Annotated in this window: 14 protein-coding genes, 2 tRNA genes and 1 other RNA gene; 10 read left to right on the forward strand and 7 right to left on the reverse strand. The window is 52.0% G+C overall.

Going from position 1 to position 17953, the window contains the following annotated elements; all coding sequences use genetic code 11:
- Positions 1 to 78: 78 nt before the first annotated feature.
- The 5 genes from FHW04_RS16190 to FHW04_RS16210 form a co-directional block, all read right to left on the reverse strand.
- Positions 79 to 206, reverse strand: a non-coding RNA gene (locus FHW04_RS16190) — RtT sRNA.
- Positions 207 to 246: 40 nt separating this feature from the next.
- Positions 247 to 331 (reverse strand) — tRNA-Tyr (locus FHW04_RS16195).
- 36 nt (positions 332 to 367) lie between these two features.
- Positions 368 to 452, reverse strand: a tRNA-Tyr gene (locus FHW04_RS16200).
- A gap of 144 nt (positions 453 to 596) precedes the next feature.
- A complete protein-coding gene (gene purU, locus FHW04_RS16205) occupies positions 597 to 1445 on the reverse strand; it encodes a formyltetrahydrofolate deformylase (RefSeq protein ID WP_031374594.1) in 849 nt (282 codons plus the stop codon).
- Positions 1446 to 1501: 56 nt separating this feature from the next.
- Positions 1502 to 1957, reverse strand: coding sequence for a YchJ family protein (locus FHW04_RS16210; protein ID WP_031374593.1), 456 nt, complete (start codon positions 1955 to 1957; stop codon positions 1502 to 1504).
- 97 nt (positions 1958 to 2054) lie between these two features.
- Between FHW04_RS16210 and rssA the strand changes: the two genes are divergently transcribed.
- The 5 genes from rssA to FHW04_RS16235 all read left to right on the forward strand — a co-directional run bounded on the left by rssA (position 2055) and on the right by FHW04_RS16235 (position 7563).
- Positions 2055 to 2960: a patatin-like phospholipase RssA gene (gene rssA, locus FHW04_RS16215; protein WP_031374592.1), complete on the forward strand. Its 906-nt coding sequence runs from the start codon at positions 2055 to 2057 to the stop codon at positions 2958 to 2960.
- A 99-nt stretch (positions 2961 to 3059) separates the two neighbouring features.
- On the forward strand, positions 3060 to 4076 hold the full coding sequence (gene rssB / locus FHW04_RS16220) for a two-component system response regulator RssB (protein ID WP_089561436.1): 1017 nt from the start codon (positions 3060 to 3062) through the stop codon (positions 4074 to 4076).
- A 193-nt stretch (positions 4077 to 4269) separates the two neighbouring features.
- Positions 4270 to 5178, forward strand: coding sequence for a UTP--glucose-1-phosphate uridylyltransferase GalU (gene galU, locus FHW04_RS16225; protein ID WP_031374590.1), 909 nt, complete (start codon positions 4270 to 4272; stop codon positions 5176 to 5178).
- Between the two features lie 22 nt (positions 5179 to 5200).
- Positions 5201 to 6541, forward strand: coding sequence for a UDP-glucose dehydrogenase family protein (locus FHW04_RS16230; RefSeq protein ID WP_031374589.1), 1341 nt, complete (start codon positions 5201 to 5203; stop codon positions 6539 to 6541).
- Positions 6542 to 6555: 14 nt separating this feature from the next.
- Positions 6556 to 7563 carry an NAD-dependent epimerase gene (locus FHW04_RS16235; RefSeq protein ID WP_069728538.1) on the forward strand — a complete coding sequence of 336 codons (1008 nt, stop codon included), beginning with the start codon at positions 6556 to 6558 and terminating at the stop codon, positions 7561 to 7563.
- Between the two features lie 88 nt (positions 7564 to 7651).
- Here the strand turns inward: FHW04_RS16235 and hns are convergent, their stop codons facing one another.
- Entirely contained in the window at positions 7652 to 8059 is a 408-nt protein-coding gene (gene hns, locus FHW04_RS16240; protein WP_031374587.1) for a histone-like nucleoid-structuring protein H-NS, read from the reverse strand.
- A 402-nt stretch (positions 8060 to 8461) separates the two neighbouring features.
- Here hns and tdk point away from each other — a divergent pair, with 402 nt between their 5' ends.
- Positions 8462 to 9082 carry a thymidine kinase gene (tdk, locus tag FHW04_RS16245; RefSeq protein ID WP_031374586.1) on the forward strand — a complete coding sequence of 207 codons (621 nt, stop codon included), beginning with the start codon at positions 8462 to 8464 and terminating at the stop codon, positions 9080 to 9082.
- Positions 9083 to 9140: 58 nt separating this feature from the next.
- Here the strand turns inward: tdk and adhE are convergent, their stop codons facing one another.
- Positions 9141 to 11828 carry a bifunctional acetaldehyde-CoA/alcohol dehydrogenase gene (gene adhE / locus FHW04_RS16250; protein ID WP_031374585.1) on the reverse strand — a complete coding sequence of 896 codons (2688 nt, stop codon included), beginning with the start codon at positions 11826 to 11828 and terminating at the stop codon, positions 9141 to 9143.
- A 458-nt stretch (positions 11829 to 12286) separates the two neighbouring features.
- Between adhE and FHW04_RS16255 the strand changes: the two genes are divergently transcribed.
- The 4 genes from FHW04_RS16255 to oppB all read left to right on the forward strand — a co-directional run bounded on the left by FHW04_RS16255 (position 12287) and on the right by oppB (position 17953).
- Complete coding sequence (locus tag FHW04_RS16255) at positions 12287 to 12934, forward strand: YchE family NAAT transporter (protein ID WP_031374584.1); 648 nt, start codon at positions 12287 to 12289, stop codon at positions 12932 to 12934.
- Between the two features lie 583 nt (positions 12935 to 13517).
- On the forward strand, positions 13518 to 15143 hold the full coding sequence (locus FHW04_RS16260) for an ABC transporter substrate-binding protein (protein ID WP_089561437.1): 1626 nt from the start codon (positions 13518 to 13520) through the stop codon (positions 15141 to 15143).
- 157 nt (positions 15144 to 15300) lie between these two features.
- A complete protein-coding gene (gene oppA, locus FHW04_RS16265) occupies positions 15301 to 16941 on the forward strand; it encodes an oligopeptide ABC transporter substrate-binding protein OppA (RefSeq protein WP_089561438.1) in 1641 nt (546 codons plus the stop codon).
- A 91-nt stretch (positions 16942 to 17032) separates the two neighbouring features.
- Positions 17033 to 17953, forward strand: coding sequence for an oligopeptide ABC transporter permease OppB (gene oppB / locus FHW04_RS16270; RefSeq protein WP_031374581.1), 921 nt, complete (start codon positions 17033 to 17035; stop codon positions 17951 to 17953).

The following is a 17953-nucleotide window of genomic DNA, read 5'->3' on the forward strand; positions in this document are numbered from 1 at the left end:
TAATCGAAGGTTCTCATCCCTCTCCCCGCAGAACAGGAAGCCTGGATATTAGTTTGGGATTGTGTGCGATATGCAAGATGGTGGTGGGAGAAGGATTATTCGGCGCGTTGCGCCTCACCCTTCGGGCCGCGCTGAAGCGCGTTGTCTCGCAAGGCTCGACCCGAACCTTAATCGAAGGTTCTCATCCCTCTCCCCGCAGAACAGGAAGCCTGGATATTAGTTTGGGATTGTGTGCGATATGCAAGATGGTGGTGGGAGAAGGATTCGAACCTTCGAAGTCTGTGACGGCAGATTTACAGTCTGCTCCCTTTGGCCGCTCGGGAATCCCACCAGGGATTACGGTATGCTGGCAAAAAGACGATTCAGATGGTGGTGGGAGAAGGATTCGAACCTTCGAAGTCTGTGACGGCAGATTTACAGTCTGCTCCCTTTGGCCGCTCGGGAATCCCACCATGGCCTGAATCTTTATGTCTTAAAGCGGGGCGCATCATACCAAATGCGATAAGGGTGTAAAGCGCCCATCGGCAAAACAGCATCTGTTTGCCCACTTTTTGCCCGTAGCGCTGAATCCTCAGGCAATTCAGCCACTGGCGTGATTAAAGAATAATCGTTCGGTTACCGTAAACAAACACGCGCTGGCCCAGCACTTTGTACAGTGCGCGGCTTAACACGTTCTTTTCAACGTCACGACCGGCACGCATCATCTCTTCAGCGGTGTAGCTGTGATCGACATTGATGACGTCCTGCATAATGATTGGACCTTCGTCGAGGTTGTCATTTACGTAGTGCGCAGTTGCGCCGATAATTTTCACGCCGCGTTCATACGCCTGATGATAAGGACGGGCGCCAATAAAGGCTGGCAGGAACGAGTGGTGGATATTGATGATCTGGTTAGGGTAGCGCTGCACGAACGCCGGGGTCAGCACGCGCATATATTTCGCCAGCACCACATAGTCAGGCTGGTAACGATCGATCTCTTCAACCATCCGGCTATCGTGTTCTTCGCGCGTCAGGCCTTCATGGCTGACCAGCACGAAAGGAATATCGAAACGCTCAACCAGCGAACGCAGCGTGTCATGGTTGCCGATCACCGCGGCAATTTCCATATCCAGACCGCCAAAGGCGCTCTTCATCAGCAGATCGCCGAGGCAGTGTGCCTCTTTGGTCACCAGGATAACCACGCGGCGGCGGCCGGCGCTGTGCAGTTCACGGACTGAACCCTGAGGCAGGGCGCTATCGAGATCGGCAAGCAGGGTGTTGTCGTTAAAGATCCCTTCCAGCTCTGTGCGCATAAAAAAACGCCCGGTGCGATGATCAACAAACTCATTGTTTTGCACAATATTCAGCTCGTGCTTGTAGCAAATATTGGTGATTTTGGCGATCAGACCTTTTGCATCGGGACAAATGGTACGTAAAACTTTTCTTTGCATGGTTTGCGCTTGCATCTCAATCAGAGTCCTGTCAAAGCATTAGGGGTAGAACCGTTGCGGTTGCCTTTGGCTTAGCCACAACATTTTTTGTATTTTTTGTCGGAGCCGCAGGGGCACCGATCGTTACGGCCAATCTGGGGCGCCGTTCCGTCGACATAGTACCAGCGTTGATCCTCACGAAGAAAGCGTGAACACTCATGAATGGCCTGAATGGTCATTTTCTCGCGGTATCGCGCAAAAAAGGTGACGAAAGCTTCATTCTCATGGCTTCCATGATTACAACGAGTTACATTCAGGCTTAGCCATTCAGTGCCCTGAAAACTTTCAGATAAAAGCCCTGCCAGCGCGGGCTGACGTTTGGCAGGATGCCAGGTAGAAACCAGATAATCTGCGTTCTGCTGAACATAGGCGCAATAACGTGAACGCATAAGTTGTTCAGCTGTAACAGGAATTTGGGTACCCTTAAGAAAGGGCTCGCAACATACGCTATACTGCTCTCCGCTACAACATGGGCAGATGTCTGACACGTGATCTCCTGAAGGTGATGAGTCGATATAAACCAGCGCGCTATGTTAGCTGACCCTACGTTGTGACGCTATGTATTGACGGCAGGACCAGACACAGATGAGAAAGGTAAAAATTGGATTGGCTCTGGGTTCTGGAGCGGCCAAAGGATGGGCGCATATCGGCGTAATTAAGGCGCTTGAGCACGCCGGAATTGAAGTCGATGTGGTGGCGGGATGTTCAGTCGGCGCGCTGGTCGGCTCGGCCTATGTTAATAACCGCCTGCCGCTGATGGAAAAGTGGGTCAGCGCGTTTCGTTACTGGGATGTGATTCGCCTGATGGATGTTTCGTGGCAGCGCGGGGGGTTATTGCGCGGCGAGCGGGTATTCAATCACGTCCGGCAGTTAATCCCCAATGACACCATTGAGACCTGCGGTAAACCCTTTGGCGTGGTCGCGACCAACCTCAGTACCGGCCGTGAACTGTGGCTGACCGAGGGCGATTTGCATCAGGCGGTGCGGGCATCCTGCAGTATGCCAGGTTTATTACCGCCCGTGGGCTACAATGGGTATTGGCTGGTGGATGGTGCCGTGGTCAATCCGGTGCCGATTTCATTAACGCGTGCCCTGGGCGCTGACATTGTTATCGCCGTAGACCTGCAGCACGACGCACATCTGATGCAGCAGGACCTGTTTTCCGTGACACCCCAGAACAGTGAAGAAGAAGCCGCCGCGGTGGCATTGAGCTGGAGCGGGAAGCTGCGACAGCGACTGGTGAATTTTAGCCAGCGTCGTGCGTCCCAGACACCGGGAGCGATGGAGATCATGACCACCTCTATCCAGGTGCTGGAAAATCGCCTGAAGCGAAATCGTATGGCAGGCGATCCGCCCGATGTCCTGATTCAGCCCGTTTGTCCGCAAATTTCGACGCTGGACTTTCACCGCGCTGAAGAGGCTATCGAGGCAGGCAAGGCCGCCGTTGAGAAGAAAATGGATGAACTGTTACCACTGGTCCGTGGCAGATAATCAGGTTGTTCATTCACAGATGTTACTTCGGGCAATTCTGAAAGGCGCAACTGCGTTTTATGAACCACTATTGAAATATCTGGTACGCAGGGGGAAAGAATGGAAAAACCACTAATCGGCAAAAAGATACTCATTGTCGAAGATGAGGCTGTTTTCCGTTCGTTGCTGGACCAATTTTTGTTATCGATGGGTGCTGTGACGTTACAAGCGGAAGATGGTCTGGAAGCAATTGCACAATTACAACAGCATACTGTCGACCTGATAATTTGCGATCTGGAGATGCCGCGCATGAGCGGTATCCAGTTCGTTGAACATATTCGTACCCGTGGCAATGCGGTGCCGATTTTGATCATCTCGGCAACCGAAAACATGTCTGATATCGCCCACGTGCTGCGCCTCGGGGTGCAGGATGTGCTGCTGAAACCGCTGAAGAACTTTGAGCGCTTCCGTGAAGCGGTCTATGAGTGTCTCTATCCCTCAATGTTCACCTCTAAAGTGGAGGAGGATGAACAGCTGTTCCAGGACTGGGATGCGCTGGTGCGCGATCCGAAAGCGGCCGCCAAGTTGCTTAAGCAGCTTCAGCCGCCGGTGCAACAAACCATCGCCAATTGTCGGGTCAACTACCGCCAGCTCACCATGGCCGAGCAGCCTGGCCTGGTTCTGGATATTGCAGCCCTCTCAGATAAAGACCTGGCTTTCTACTGTCTGGACGTCACCCGGGCGGGCGACAATGGAGTACTGGCCGCGTTGCTGCTGCGTGCGCTGTTCAACGGCTTGCTGCAGGAGCAGTTGTCGGGACAGAAACAGCGCTTGCCGGAACTCAATGGCCTGCTCAGACAGGTCAATTTGCTGTTACGGCAGGCCAACCTGAGCGGTCAGTTCCCGTTACTGGTTGGTTATTATCACCGCGGTTTAAAAAATCTCATCCTGGTTTCAGCCGGTTTAAACGCCACGCTTCACGTTCATGCCCATCAGATTCAACTCAGCAACGGCGTGCCTCTGGGCACCATGGGAAGCACCCATCTTAATCAGATCAGTCAGCGTGCCGAAAACTGGCAATGCCACGTCTGGGGCGCAGGCGGACGCATTCGTCTGATGCTATCGGCTGAAGAATAAACAGCAAAAATTAATTTGATCTGGCGCTGGAGACAGGGCCAGAAGTTAGCTTTACACTTGGGTAATAGTCTTAATTTCGACGGTTTCAGTTCTTCCAGGATAAATCCGTTCGATACTAACTGATATACTCATTTCCGAATTTAAACCGACATATCAAGTATTAACTTGAACGGCCTATAAGAGAGGTATCTTAATGTCTGCCTATAAGTCCAAAGTAAAAAAAGCGGTAATCCCGGTAGCGGGTCTGGGTACGCGCATGCTCCCAGCCACTAAAGCGATTCCGAAAGAGATGTTACCGCTGGTTGATAAGCCGTTAATCCAGTATGTCGTTAACGAGTGTATTGCTGCCGGCATCAACGAAATTGTGCTGGTGACTCACTCTTCTAAAAACGCCATCGAAAACCACTTCGATACCAGCTTCGAACTGGAATCTATGCTGGAAAAACGTGTTAAGCGTCAGCTGCTGGATGAAATCCAGTCAATCTGCCCGCCACACGTCACCATCATGCAGGTTCGTCAGGGCATCGCTAAAGGCCTGGGCCACGCGGTTATGTGTGCACATCCATTAGTGGGTGATGAGCCAGTTGCCGTGATCCTGCCAGACGTGATCATCGACGAATACGAATCTAACCCAACCAAAGATAACCTGGCAGAAATGCTGAGCCGTTACGAAGAGTCTGGCCGCAGCCAGATCATGGTTGAGCCGGTTGCTGATGTGACGGCGTACGGTGTTGTAGATTGCCAGGGCGCAGAACTGAACCCAGGCGACAGCGCACCAATGGTTGGTGTGGTTGAGAAGCCAAAAGCGGCAGAAGCGCCATCTAACCTGGCCGTTGTTGGTCGTTATGTTCTTTCTGCTGATATCTGGCCACTGCTGGCGAAAACGCCTCCAGGTGCAGGCGGCGAAGTTCAGTTAACTGACTCTATCGCTATGCTGATGGAAAAAGAGACCGTTGAAGCTTATCACCTGAAAGGTGTGAGCCATGACTGCGGTAACAAACTGGGCTACATGCAGGCTTTCGTTGAGTACGGTGTTCGTCATCCGGTATTGGGCAAAGATTTTTCTGAATGGCTCGATGGCGCAGTTGGCAACAAAAAGTAATTCATAAACACAGGATAACTCGATGAAAGTCACTGTATTTGGTATCGGCTATGTCGGTCTGGTTCAGGCTGCGGTGTTGGCCGAAGTCGGACATGACGTTCTCTGCATTGATGTCGACGAAAAGAAAGTCGAAAATCTGAAAAAAGGCATCATTCCTATTTTCGAACCAGGTTTAACGCCGCTGGTAATGTCTAATTACGAAGCGGGTCGTCTGAAGTTCAGCACCGATGCTGAGCTGGGCGTAAACCATGGTGTTATGCAGTTTATTGCAGTCGGTACCCCCCCGGATGAAGACGGCTCTGCCGATCTGAAATATGTGACCGCTGTAGCGCGCACCATTGCGCAATACATGAACGATCACAAAGTGGTTATCGACAAATCAACCGTTCCGGTTGGCACAGCAGACAAAGTGCGTGCAGTGATGACGGAAGCGCTTAAAGCGCGTGACGCTAACATCACTTTCGATGTGGTCTCTAACCCTGAATTCCTCAAGGAAGGCGCGGCGGTTAACGACTGCATGCGTCCAGAGCGCATCGTTGTCGGCACCGATAACGACGAAGTGGTTGAACTGTTACGCGAGCTCTATGAGCCGTTTAACCGTAACCACGATCGTATGATCATGATGGATATCCGCAGCGCAGAGCTGACCAAGTATGCCGCAAACTGCATGCTGGCGACCAAAATCAGCTTTATGAACGAGATCTCCAATCTGGCTGAGCGCTTAGGCGCGGATATTGAAAAAGTACGCCAGGGTATCGGCTCCGATCCCCGCATTGGCTACCACTTCATCTATCCAGGCTGTGGCTATGGTGGTTCCTGCTTCCCGAAAGATGTGCAGGCGCTGATCCGTACCGCGGAGTCTATTGGCTATAAGCCTCGCCTGTTACAGGCAGTGGAAGATGTCAATGACAGCCAGAAGACCAAGCTGCCGACCTTCATTAAGCGTCATTTCGGCGACGATCTGAGCGGTAAGACCTTTGCCCTTTGGGGTCTGTCATTCAAGCCGAATACCGACGATATGCGTGAAGCCTCCAGCCGCGTGCTGATGGAAACGTTGTGGGAAGCCGGTGCTACTGTCCAGGCGTTTGACCCTGAAGCGATGGATGAAGCGCAGCGCATCTATGGTCACCGCAGCGATCTTAAGCTGATGGGAACCAAAGAAGCGGCACTGCAGGGCGCGGATGGCCTGGTCATTTGTACGGAATGGCAAAACTTCCGTGCACCTGACTTTGACGTCATCAAAAATGCACTGAAAGAACCCGTGATTTTTGATGGTCGTAACCTGTATGATCCAGAGCGTACCAGCAAACGCGGATTCGTTTATTATGCAATCGGCCGCGGAGCGTCTATTCAAATTGCATAATTAACGAGGGATTTATGAACTTTCTGGTCACCGGCGCCGCAGGCTTTATTGGTTTTCATGTTAGCCAACGTCTGCTGGCCGCCGGTCACCAGGTTGTCGGTATCGACAACCTGAATGATTATTATGACGTAAATCTTAAGCATGCCCGTCTGAACCTGATTAAACCCGATCCGGCTTTTACCTTTATTGAGATGGATCTGGCTGACCGTGACGCAATCGCGTCACTGTTTAAGCAACAGCAGTTCCAGCGCGTGATTCATTTAGGCGCCCAGGCGGGTGTTCGCTATTCAATAGAGAATCCCCACGCCTACGCCGACGCTAATCTGATTGGTCACCTCAACATTCTTGAGGGCTGCCGTCATCATAAAATCGAACATCTGCTTTATGCATCTTCCAGTTCGGTTTATGGCCTGAATCGTAAAATGCCTTTCTCCACCGAAGATAGCGTTGACCATCCGGTTTCGTTATATGCGGCGACCAAGAAAGCTAACGAGTTAATGTCACATACTTACTCGCATCTTTACCAGCTGCCGACCACCGGACTGCGGTTCTTTACCGTTTATGGTCCATGGGGCCGGCCGGATATGGCATTATTCAAATTCACCCGTGCGATGATTGCAGGTGAAGCGATTGATGTTTATAACCAGGGCCAGATGAAACGCGACTTCACCTATATTGATGACATTGCGGAAGCGATTGTTCGTTTGCAGGATGTTATTCCGCAGGCGGATGAAAACTGGACGGTAGAAGCGGGATCGCCAGCCACCAGTTCTGCGCCTTATCGGGTTTATAATATCGGTAACAGTCAGCCGGTCACGCTGATCAACTATATCGAAGCCATCGAGAAAGCACTGGGTATTACGGCGGTTAAGAATCTGATGCCAATGCAACCGGGTGACGTGCTGGAAACCAGCGCCGACACCGAAGCCCTGTTTAAGGCGATCGGTTTTAAACCGCAAACCAGTGTGGAAGAGGGCGTTAAGCGCTTTGTTGACTGGTATCGGGACTTCTATCAGGTCTGATTAATAAAATAAAAAAGGAAGCGCAGGCTTCCTTTTTTTTGTTATCTCTAAGGGCAATCAGTATTCAGTAGCGAAGCCCGACCCGTTATCAGAGTAGAAAGTCGTCTAACTGCTTACCTTGCTCTTCCAGTGCTTTTTTAATCACTGCCGGTGTGCGACCCTGACCAGTCCAGGTTCTGGTTTCGCCTTTTTCATCGACATACTTATATTTTGCCGGACGAACTGAACGGTTACCTTTCCCGGCGACTTTGGTGTCTGACAGGGAGCTCAGCAATTCATTCGGATCGATGCCGTCCGCCAGCAGCATTTCACGATACTGTTCCAGTTTACGTGCACGCTCGGCATTCTCTGCCTGGGTCAGTGACTCCTCTTCGCGGCGTTCTTTTACCACCACTTCAAGTTTTTCCAGCATCTCTTCCAGCGAGTCAATCGGATACTCTCTGGCCTGAGCACGCAGCGTACGGATATTATTAAGAACTTTTAGTGCTTCGCTCATTGTCCTGGTCTCTGAATAATAAAAAAGTTGTTTTGCCCGACAATAGTAGAGGTGGTAATAAATAACTTCAACACAAATTAATATTGAAGCGCGACGGTAAAATAAAAGAGAGTAAAAATTATTCTTCAGAAAAATTTACTTTTTCGCCGTTTAATGGCTATTTTTATGGCAGCTTTAAAAGACGTAAATTTAATACATTAATTACAGCCGTGAAAAAGGCAGGATGTTGTTGGGGGTAATATCCAGGCTACCCGCTCAGGCAGGCAAAGGATCGGCCTGAATTTTAGCTCACCCAGAGCGGCCCATGGCGAACATTATTCCGCGGCTACCCGCTCAGTTTTAGCAGCGCTTTGTGCTAATATGCGCGCCATTCCGTTAAGTCCTGATGAAGAACCTGCTGCTATGGCCCAACTCTATTTTTACTACTCTGCGATGAATGCGGGTAAATCCACCGCCTTACTGCAGTCCTCCTATAACTACCAGGAACGGGGAATGCGAACCCTGGTCTACACCGCTGAAATTGACGATCGCTTTGGCGCAGGCACCGTCAGCTCGCGTATTGGCCTCTCTTCGCCCGCCTTACTGTATAACGCTGAGACTGCGCTTTACCGCGATATCGCCGCAGAGCACGCGGCTCAGCCGATTCACTGCGTGCTGGTCGATGAGAGTCAGTTCCTGACCCGTGAGCAGGTGAAGGCCCTGTCAGACGTGGTGGACAACCTTGATATCCCGGTGCTTTGCTATGGCCTGAGAACCGACTTCCGTGGTGAGCTGTTTACCGGCAGTCAGTATCTGCTGGCGTGGGCTGACAAGCTGGTAGAGCTGAAGACCATCTGCCACTGTGGCCGCAAAGCCAGTATGGTGCTGCGGCTCGACAGCGAGGGAAAACCGTTCAGTGAAGGTGAGCAGGTGGTGATCGGTGGCAATGAACGCTATATCTCCGTGTGCCGCAAGCATTACAAGCAGGCAATAGAGCAGGGATCGCTGCAGGCGATTTACGGCGCGCAAACGCCGCTGAACTGACAGTGCTGTAACAGAAATAAAAAAACCCGCCGAGGCGGGTTTTTTGTTTGTCAGCCGATTAGACGTTTTTCGCTTTCTTCTCGACCTTAACACCTTTTACCGGTTGTTCAGCCACGGCTTCAGCGACGCTGGAGAAGGGTTCAACAAATTCGCGGCCATAGTAGGTGTCCAGCATGATTTGTTTCAGCTCAGCAATCAGCGGATAACGTGGGTTAGCGCCGGTACACTGGTCATCAAATGCATCATCTGCCAGCTTATCGACTTTCGCCAGGAAGTCAGCTTCTGCCACACCCGCTTCGCGGATAGAGGTTGGGATACCCAGTTGAGTTTTAATCTCTTCCAGCCACGCCAGCAGTTTTTCAATTTTCTGCGCGGTGCGGTCGCCCGGCGCCGTCAGGCCTAAGTGGTCTGCGACTTCTGCGTAGCGACGACGTGCCTGTGGACGGTCATACTGGCTGAATGCGGTCTGTTTAGTCGGGTTGTCGTTCGCGTTATAACGAATGACGTTGGCGATTAACAGTGAGTTAGCCAGGCCGTGTGGGATATGGAATTCCGATCCCAGTTTGTGCGCCATTGAGTGACAAACCCCAAGGAAGGCGTTGGCAAAGGCGATACCGGCGATGGTTGCCGCATTGTGCACGCGTTCACGCGCCACCGGATTTTTCGCACCTTCCGCGTAGCTGGCTGGCAGGTTCTCTTTCAGCAGTTTAAGTGCCTGCAGCGCCTGACCGTCAGAGTATTCGTTAGCCAGCACTGACACATAGGCTTCCAGCGCATGGGTCACCGCATCTAGGCCGCCAAAGGCGCACAGGGAGCGCGGCATATCCATCACCAGGTTAGCATCGACAATCGCCATATCCGGGGTTAACGCATAGTCTGCCAGTGGGTATTTCTGGCCGGTGGCATCGTCAGTAACCACCGCAAACGGCGTCACTTCTGAACCGGTACCGGAAGTGGTGGTGATTGCCACCATGCGAGCTTTGACGCCCATTTTCGGGAATTTGTAGATACGTTTACGGATATCCATAAAGCGTAACGCCAGCTCTTCAAAATGGGTTTCAGGATGTTCGTACATCACCCACATGATTTTCGCGGCATCCATCGGTGAACCACCGCCGAGGGCGATAATCACGTCAGGTTTGAAGCTGTTCATCTGCTCAGCGCCTTTACGCACGATGCTCAGCGTAGGGTCAGCTTCAACTTCAAAGAACACCTCTGTTTCAACGCCGTGTGCTTTCAGCACGCGGGTCACCTGGTCAGCATAACCGTTGTTAAACAGGAAGCGGTCAGTGACGATGAACGCACGTTTGGCGCCATCCGAAGCCACTTCTTCCAGTGCAATTGGCAGAGAACCGCGACGGAAGTAGATGGATTTAGGAAGTTTATGCCACAACATATTTTCAGCTCGCTTGGCGACAGTTTTGGTATTGATCAGGTGTTTCGGGCCAACGTTTTCAGAGATGGAGTTACCCCCCCATGAACCACAACCCAGCGTCAGAGAAGGCGCCAGTTTAAAGTTGTAGAGGTCACCGATACCGCCCTGTGAAGCCGGAGTATTGATCAGAATACGCGCGGTTTTCATTTTGTCGCCGAAGTAGTGAACGCGCTCGGTCTGGTTATCCTGGTCGGTATACAGGCAGGAGGTGTGTCCGATACCGCCCATCGCCACCAGTTTTTCCGCTTTATCGACGGCATCCTGGAAATCTTTTGCCCGATACATCGCGAGAGTCGGGGAGAGTTTTTCGTGAGCGAACGGCTCAGACTCATCCACCAGCTGCACTTCACCAATCAGAATTTTGGTGCTCGGAGGAACGGTGATGCCCGCCATCTCAGCAATTTTAAACGCTGGCTGACCAACAATCGCCGCATTCAGGCCACCATTTTTCAGAATGATATTCTGTACCGCGTTCAGCTCAGCGCCCTGCAGCATATAACCGCCATGGCTGGCAAAGCGTTCGCGCACTGCGTCATAAGCAGAATCCACCACAATCACTGACTGCTCAGAGGCACAAATCACGCCGTTATCGAAGGTTTTTGACATCAGGATAGACGCTACGGCGCGTTTAACGTCAGCCGTTTCATCAATCACTACCGGCGTATTACCGGCACCCACACCGATAGCAGGTTTACCTGAGCTGTAAGCGGCTTTCACCATGCCTGGTCCGCCGGTTGCCAGAATCAGGTTGATGTCAGGGTGATGCATTAACTGGTTAGACAGCTCAACCGAAGGCGCGTCAATCCAGCCGATAATATCTTTCGGCGCACCGGCTGCAATCGCTGCCTGCAGCACGATATCTGCCGCTTTGTTGGTGGCGTCTTTAGCACGTGGGTGTGGAGAGAAGATAATTCCGTTACGGGTTTTAAGACTGATCAGAGCTTTGAAGATGGCGGTAGAGGTTGGGTTGGTGGTCGGCACGATGCCGCAAATCAGGCCAATCGGTTCAGCGATAGTGATAGTACCGAAGGTGTCGTCGGTTGCCAGCACACCGCAGGTCTTTTCATCTTTGTAAGCGTTGTAGATATATTCAGAAGCAAAATGATTTTTGATCACTTTATCTTCGACGATGCCCATGCCGGATTCAGCAACGGCCATCTTAGCGAGAGGAATTCGGGCATCTGCGGCGGCAAGCGCGGCAGCACGGAAAATAGCGTCAACCTGTTGTTGGGAAAAGTTGGCGTATTCACGCTGGGCTTTTTTTACACGTTCGACCAGTGCATTAAGTTCAGCGACATTAGTAACGGCCATGGTGTTCTCCTGAAGGAAGTTAAACTTTTTTAGTAAACAATCCTGCGTCCTGAGTATAGTCCCGCCTGGCTGGCGCGTTGGATTGGGCCAGAACGCCCGGATTTTCAAATGTTTACTAAACTAGTCTGTTCTGGCATCAGCGTTATGTACCCTGATGCTGCTAATACTTCCGTTGCGAAAAGATTACCTGGTTTGAGGTAGGGCAATTTTGATACAGATCAATTTGAACGCAAGCTGACTCCTTTCAGCCGCACTTTTCGGCACCCGCTTGTCGAAACCGCTTACGCCTCTTAAGGCCAGGCTCATAGCGGCTAAAACCAGCTGCATTTTAATGTCTGGCGAAATGCGCTAAATCGGGCGCTGATCGGCAGAATAAATAGCTGTCCGCGCATCTGGCGTCAGGGCGCTTTTTCCCTTACATTAGGCGCGTTTTCCTCCCCTGTGGTACGGAGTCTGTCGTGAACCCTGCGCTGTTAGATTTATCAGGTTATATAAAATTTTTTGTCGGGCTTTTTGCGCTGGTCAATCCGGTAGGCATTATTCCGGTGTTTATCAGCATGACCCGCTATCAGGGGGCTGCTGAGCGTAATAAAACCAACCTGACGGCCAACCTCGCGGTCGCCATCATTCTGTGGACCTCACTGTTTCTCGGTGATGCGATTCTGCATATTTTCGGTATCTCTATCGACTCCTTCCGCATTGCCGGGGGAATTCTGGTAGTGACCATCGCCATGTCGATGATCAGCGGTAAGCTGGGCGAAGATAAGCAGAACAAACAGGAAAAATCAGAGACCGCGATTCGTGAAAGTGTCGGGGTGGTACCGCTGGCACTGCCGCTGATGGCCGGACCCGGTGCCATCAGTTCGACCATTGTCTGGAGCACGCGCTATCACAGCTGGGTCAATCTGCTGGGATTCAGCCTGGCGATTGCGCTTTTTGCCTTCTGCTGCTGGCTGTTGTTTCGGGCTGCACCTTTAATGGTGCGGGTGTTAGGCCAGACCGGTATTAATGTGATCACCCGTATTATGGGGCTGTTGCTGATGGCGCTGGGTATTGAGTTCGTGGTTACCGGAATGAAATCTATTTTCCCCGGTTTACTCAATTAAATTCCCCACTTAATTCAGGGGTCGAAGCGAAGTCGTGAATCATTATGGTGCAAAGTAAGAAAAACCTGCACCATAAACATGCAATTATTCATCCCGCTTAATAGATTCAGCAGATTATCACTTTCATTACTGCTGGCCGGAATTTGCCGCTTGTTGGCCGCAGCGATGTCACAATTTTCACATGATAATCTGCTTTCTAATTCTCGCTTAGCCTGACAAATCGCGCCTCTGCTCCCAGCCGACGCGCATTCATCGCGTCTGATGGCGTATCCCCGGTATAATTGCCAAAAAAGCGTTTTTATCCCTTCGGCAGAGCTGCAGAAAGTCTGTTTTTATCTAAAATCTCTATTTTTCATATCGATAAGATATTTTCAGGACAAAAATTAACACTTCCGCTGCCTGACTTCTCATGATAAAAGAGAATTAGTTAACATTTTAGCTATTTTGCTTTGGCACCCTTCTGCTGCTTCTGATAATTTTTGGCGCAACGTAAAATTTTTTCTCCGACAGCCAAAGTGAGAACGCTTTTTGCTTAAGCCTATCGGGATACTTAATAAAAGGTTGGCGCTTTCGCATGACTGGGATGAAAAACTTGCAGCAACAACGGTGTAAAATTGCGTTATGTCTGTTAATCGCTTTTTCACCGGCCTATGGTGCCACGGTGCCAGCCGGGACGACGCTGGCGCCGATGCAGCAAATTGTTATTAATAACGGCTCAGAGGTGGCGTCGCTCGACCCACATAAAGTCGAAGGCGTGCCAGAATCGAATATTATTCTTAATCTGCTTGATGGGCTGGTTAACACCGATAACAGCGGCAGGGTGGTGCCTGGTGTGGCGGAGAGCTGGCAAAACCAGCAAGGGACTCAGTGGACCTTTACCCTGCGGGATGACGCAAAATGGAGCAACGGCGAACCGGTAACCGCCGATGATTTCGTCTATAGCTGGCGTCGACTGGCCGATCCCACGACGGCTTCTCCTTATTCCAGCTATCTGCAGGCGGCGCATTTCGCCAACATTGATGCCATTCTGGCCGGTAAAATGTCACCCGATCAGCTCGGTGTGAAGGCGCTGGATGCCCATCATCTGCAAATTACCCTGAGTGAACCGGTGCCTTATCTGGTCGCCATGCTGGCGCATACCGCGATGAAGCCGGTCTATGCCCCGGCGATCAAGCAGTGGGGCGAGGCCTGGACCCGGCCGGGTCACTATGTGGGCAACGGCGCGTATACGCTGAGCGACTGGGTGGTCAATGAAAAAATCGTACTGCAGCGCAATCCACACTACTGGGATAACAGCCATACGGTGATTGAGCAGGGCACTTTCCTGCCGATCGCCTCGGAAAACAGCGATATTAATCGCTATCGCAGCGGCGGTACGGACATTACCAACAGCGCAATCCCGCCAGAAATGTTCGGCAAACTGCGTCAGGAGCTGGGCGAGCAGGTCAAAGTCAGTCCGCTGCTTTGCACTTTCTATTATGAAATTAATAATAAAAAGCCGCCATTTACCGATGCGCGCGTTCGTGCTGCGATCAAGATGACCCTCGACCGTGAAGTCATTGCTAACAAGATCATGGGGCAGGGTCAGATTCCGGCCTACAGCCTGACGCCACCGTTTACCGCCGGGATCAATTTAACCCCACCGGCGTGGTTCAGACAGACACAGGCGCAGCGCAATCAGGCGGCGAAAAAGTTACTGGCAGAGGCCGGGTTTGATGACAGCCATCCGCTGACCTTCACGCTGCTCTACAACACCTCCGATCAGAATAAACGCCAGGCGATCGCTGCTGCCTCAATGTGGCAGAAAAACCTCGGCGCGAAGGTGACGTTACAGAATCAGGAGTGGAAAACTCTGCTGGAGACCCGTCATCAGGCGCAGTATGACGTGGTTCGCGCCACCTGGTGCGCGGATTACAACGAGCCGTCGACCTTTCTCAACATGCTGATCGGTAACGCCTCAATCAATACCGCCTTTTACCGCAGCCCGACGTTTGATCGCCTGATGTCGGAGACCCTGTCCGCCAGCAGTGAAGCACAACGCGCCAGCCTCTATCAGCAGGCTGAAACACAACTCGACAAAGACTCACCAATTGTGCCAGTTTACTACCGCGTGAGTGTGCGCCTGGTGAAGCCCTGGGTTGGCGGCTTTACGGGTAAAGACCCGCAGGACATGACAGACCTGAAATACTATTTCATCAAACAACACTGAGCCGCGCGCTTACCTGGCGAGACAGTCGGGGAGCGCGCGTCCGTGCAGACCACAGTATGTGGTCACTATCCTCAGGTTAACCAGCCGGGGATCCCGAGACGGGGGACGCCGGGGCAGTCAATCGCCCCGGCGACGATAATAAAACTGGAGTGTAATAATGAACAACATCACGAAGAAAAGCCTGATTGCAGCGGGCGTGTTTGCTGCAGTCAGTGCCCTGGCAGGGAATGCAGTTCTGGCGGCTACAGTGCCAGCTGGCGTTGAGCTGGCAGCAAAACAGGAACTGGTACGCGGTAATGGCGATGAAGTACAGTCGCTCGATCCGCACAAAATTGAAGGCGTGCCGGAAGATAACGTGGCGCGCGATCTCTACGAAGGTCTGCTGGTCAGTGACAGCAATGGCCACCCGGTGCCGGGCGTAGCGGAAAGTTACGAAAACAAAGATTTCAAAGTGTGGACTTTCCACTTACGTAAGAATGCCAAATGGTCGAACGGCGAGCCGGTCACCGCACAGGACTTCGTCTACAGCTGGCAGCGTTTGGTGGATCCGAAAACCGCGTCACCTTACGCCAGCTATCCGCAGTATGGCCATATCCTGAATGTTGATGAGATCATCGCCGGCAAAAAACCGACCTCCGATCTGGGCGTGAAGGCGATTGATGACCATACGCTGGAAGTGACCCTGAGTGAGCCGGTTCCTTATTTCGACAAGCTGATGATCAACTCGGTGATGTCGCCGGTGTATAAGCCCGCGATTGAGAAGTTCGGCGATCAGTGGACTCAGCCACAGAACTGGGTCGGTAACGGCGCGTTTAAACTGGATGCGCACGTGATCAACGAACGCATCACCCTGGTGCGTAACCCGCAGTACTGGGATAACGCCAACACCATCCTGAACAAAGTGACCTTCCTGCCGATCAATTCAGAAGTCAGTGACGTTAACCGTTATTTCTCTGAGAACGGCAGCGACATGACCTACAACAACATGCCGATTGAGCTGTTCAAAAAGCTGCAGCGCGATAACGGCAAAGAACTGCACGTTGATCCCTATCTCTGCACCTATTACTACGAAATCAATAACCAGAAAGCGCCATTCACCGATCCCCGCGTGCGCGCCGCGCTGAAGCTCGGCCTGGATCGCGACATCATGGTAAACAAAGTGCTGGCCCAGGGTCAGATGCCAGCCTACAGCTTCACGCCGCCATCAACCGACGGTATGGAGATTCTGCCGCCAGACTGGTTCAAATGGACGCAGGAAAAACGTAATGAAGAGGCGAAGAAATTGCTGGCTGAAGCCGGTTATACCGCCGATAAACCGCTGACTTTCAACCTGCTGTATAACACTTCCGACCTGCACAAGAAGCTGGCTATTGCCGCCTCGTCGATCTGGAAGAAAAATATCGGGGTGAACATCAAGCTGGAAAACCAGGAGTGGAAAACCTTCCTTGATACGCGTCATCAGGGCAACTTCGACGTTTCGCGTGCCGCCTGGTGTGCTGACTATAACGAACCGACGTCTTTCCTGAACATCATGCTGTCGAACAGCAGCAGTAACACCTCGCACTATAAGAGCGAGGCATTCGATCAGGTACTGCGTGATGCAATCAAAGCGCCGGATGACAAAGCCCGTGCCGCCGACTACCAGCGTGCCGAGCAGATTCTGGATAAAGACAGCACCATCGTTCCGGTCTACTACTACGTTAACGCGCGTCTGGTGAAACCGTACGTCGGCGGTTACACCGGCAAAGATCCGCTGGATAAATCGCAGGATAAGAACTTCTACATCATTAAACACTAATAGCACACAGGCTATCGACAGCGGCGGCGCGTCTGCGCCGCCTTTACGTTTTATTTATTTGTTGTGAAGCAACAGCCTGGTAGGTACGGCAATGTTAAAATTCATCCTGCGTCGCTTGCTTGAAGCGCTCCCGACGCTGTTCGTCCTGATTACCATCTCCTTCTTTATGATGCGACTGGCACCCGGCAGTCCCTTTACCGGTGAGCGCACCCTGGCGCCGGAAGTCATGGCCAACATTGAGGCGAAATATCACCTCAACGATCCGATTGGTAAGCAGTATGTCGATTACCTGGTGCAGCTGGCGCACGGCGATTTCGGCCCCTCATTTAAATATAAAGATTATTCGGTTAACTATCTGGTTGGCCATGCGTTCCCGGTTTCAGCCAAACTCGGTCTGGCTGCCTTCGTGCTGGCGGTAGTACTGGGCGTTGCTGCCGGGGTCATCGCCGCGCTTAAACAGAACAGTCTGTGGGATTTCGCGGTGATGGGGGTGGCAATGACCGGCGTGGTGATACCGAGTTTCGTGGTGGCACCGTTGCTGGTTCTGGTGTTTGCCATCACGCTGAAATGGCTACCCGGCGGTGGCTGGAATGGCGGACAGTGGAACTACATGCTGCTGCCGATGGTGGCGCTCTCGCTGGCCTATATCGCCAGCATCGCACGTATCACCCGCGGATCGATGATTGAAGTAATGCACTCCAACTTTATCCGTACCGCCCGTGCCAAAGGGCTGCCGCTGCGCCGCATCGTGCTGCGCCACGCGCTGAAGCCGGCGCTGCTGCCGGTAATCTCCTATATGGGGCCGGCCTTTGTCGGCATCATCACCGGCTCAATGGTGATTGAGTCGATCTACGGCCTGCCGGGCATCGGTCAGCTGTTTGTTAACGGCGCACTGAACCGTGACTACTCGCTGGTAATGAGCCTGACCATTCTGGTGGGTTTGTTAACCATTCTGTTTAACGCGATTGTTGACGTGCTGTATGCCGTTATCGATCCGAAAATTCGTTACTGA

This window comes from Pantoea sp. AN62, assembly GCF_050432985.1.
Taxonomy (GTDB): Bacteria; Pseudomonadota; Gammaproteobacteria; order Enterobacterales; family Enterobacteriaceae; genus Pantoea; species Pantoea brenneri.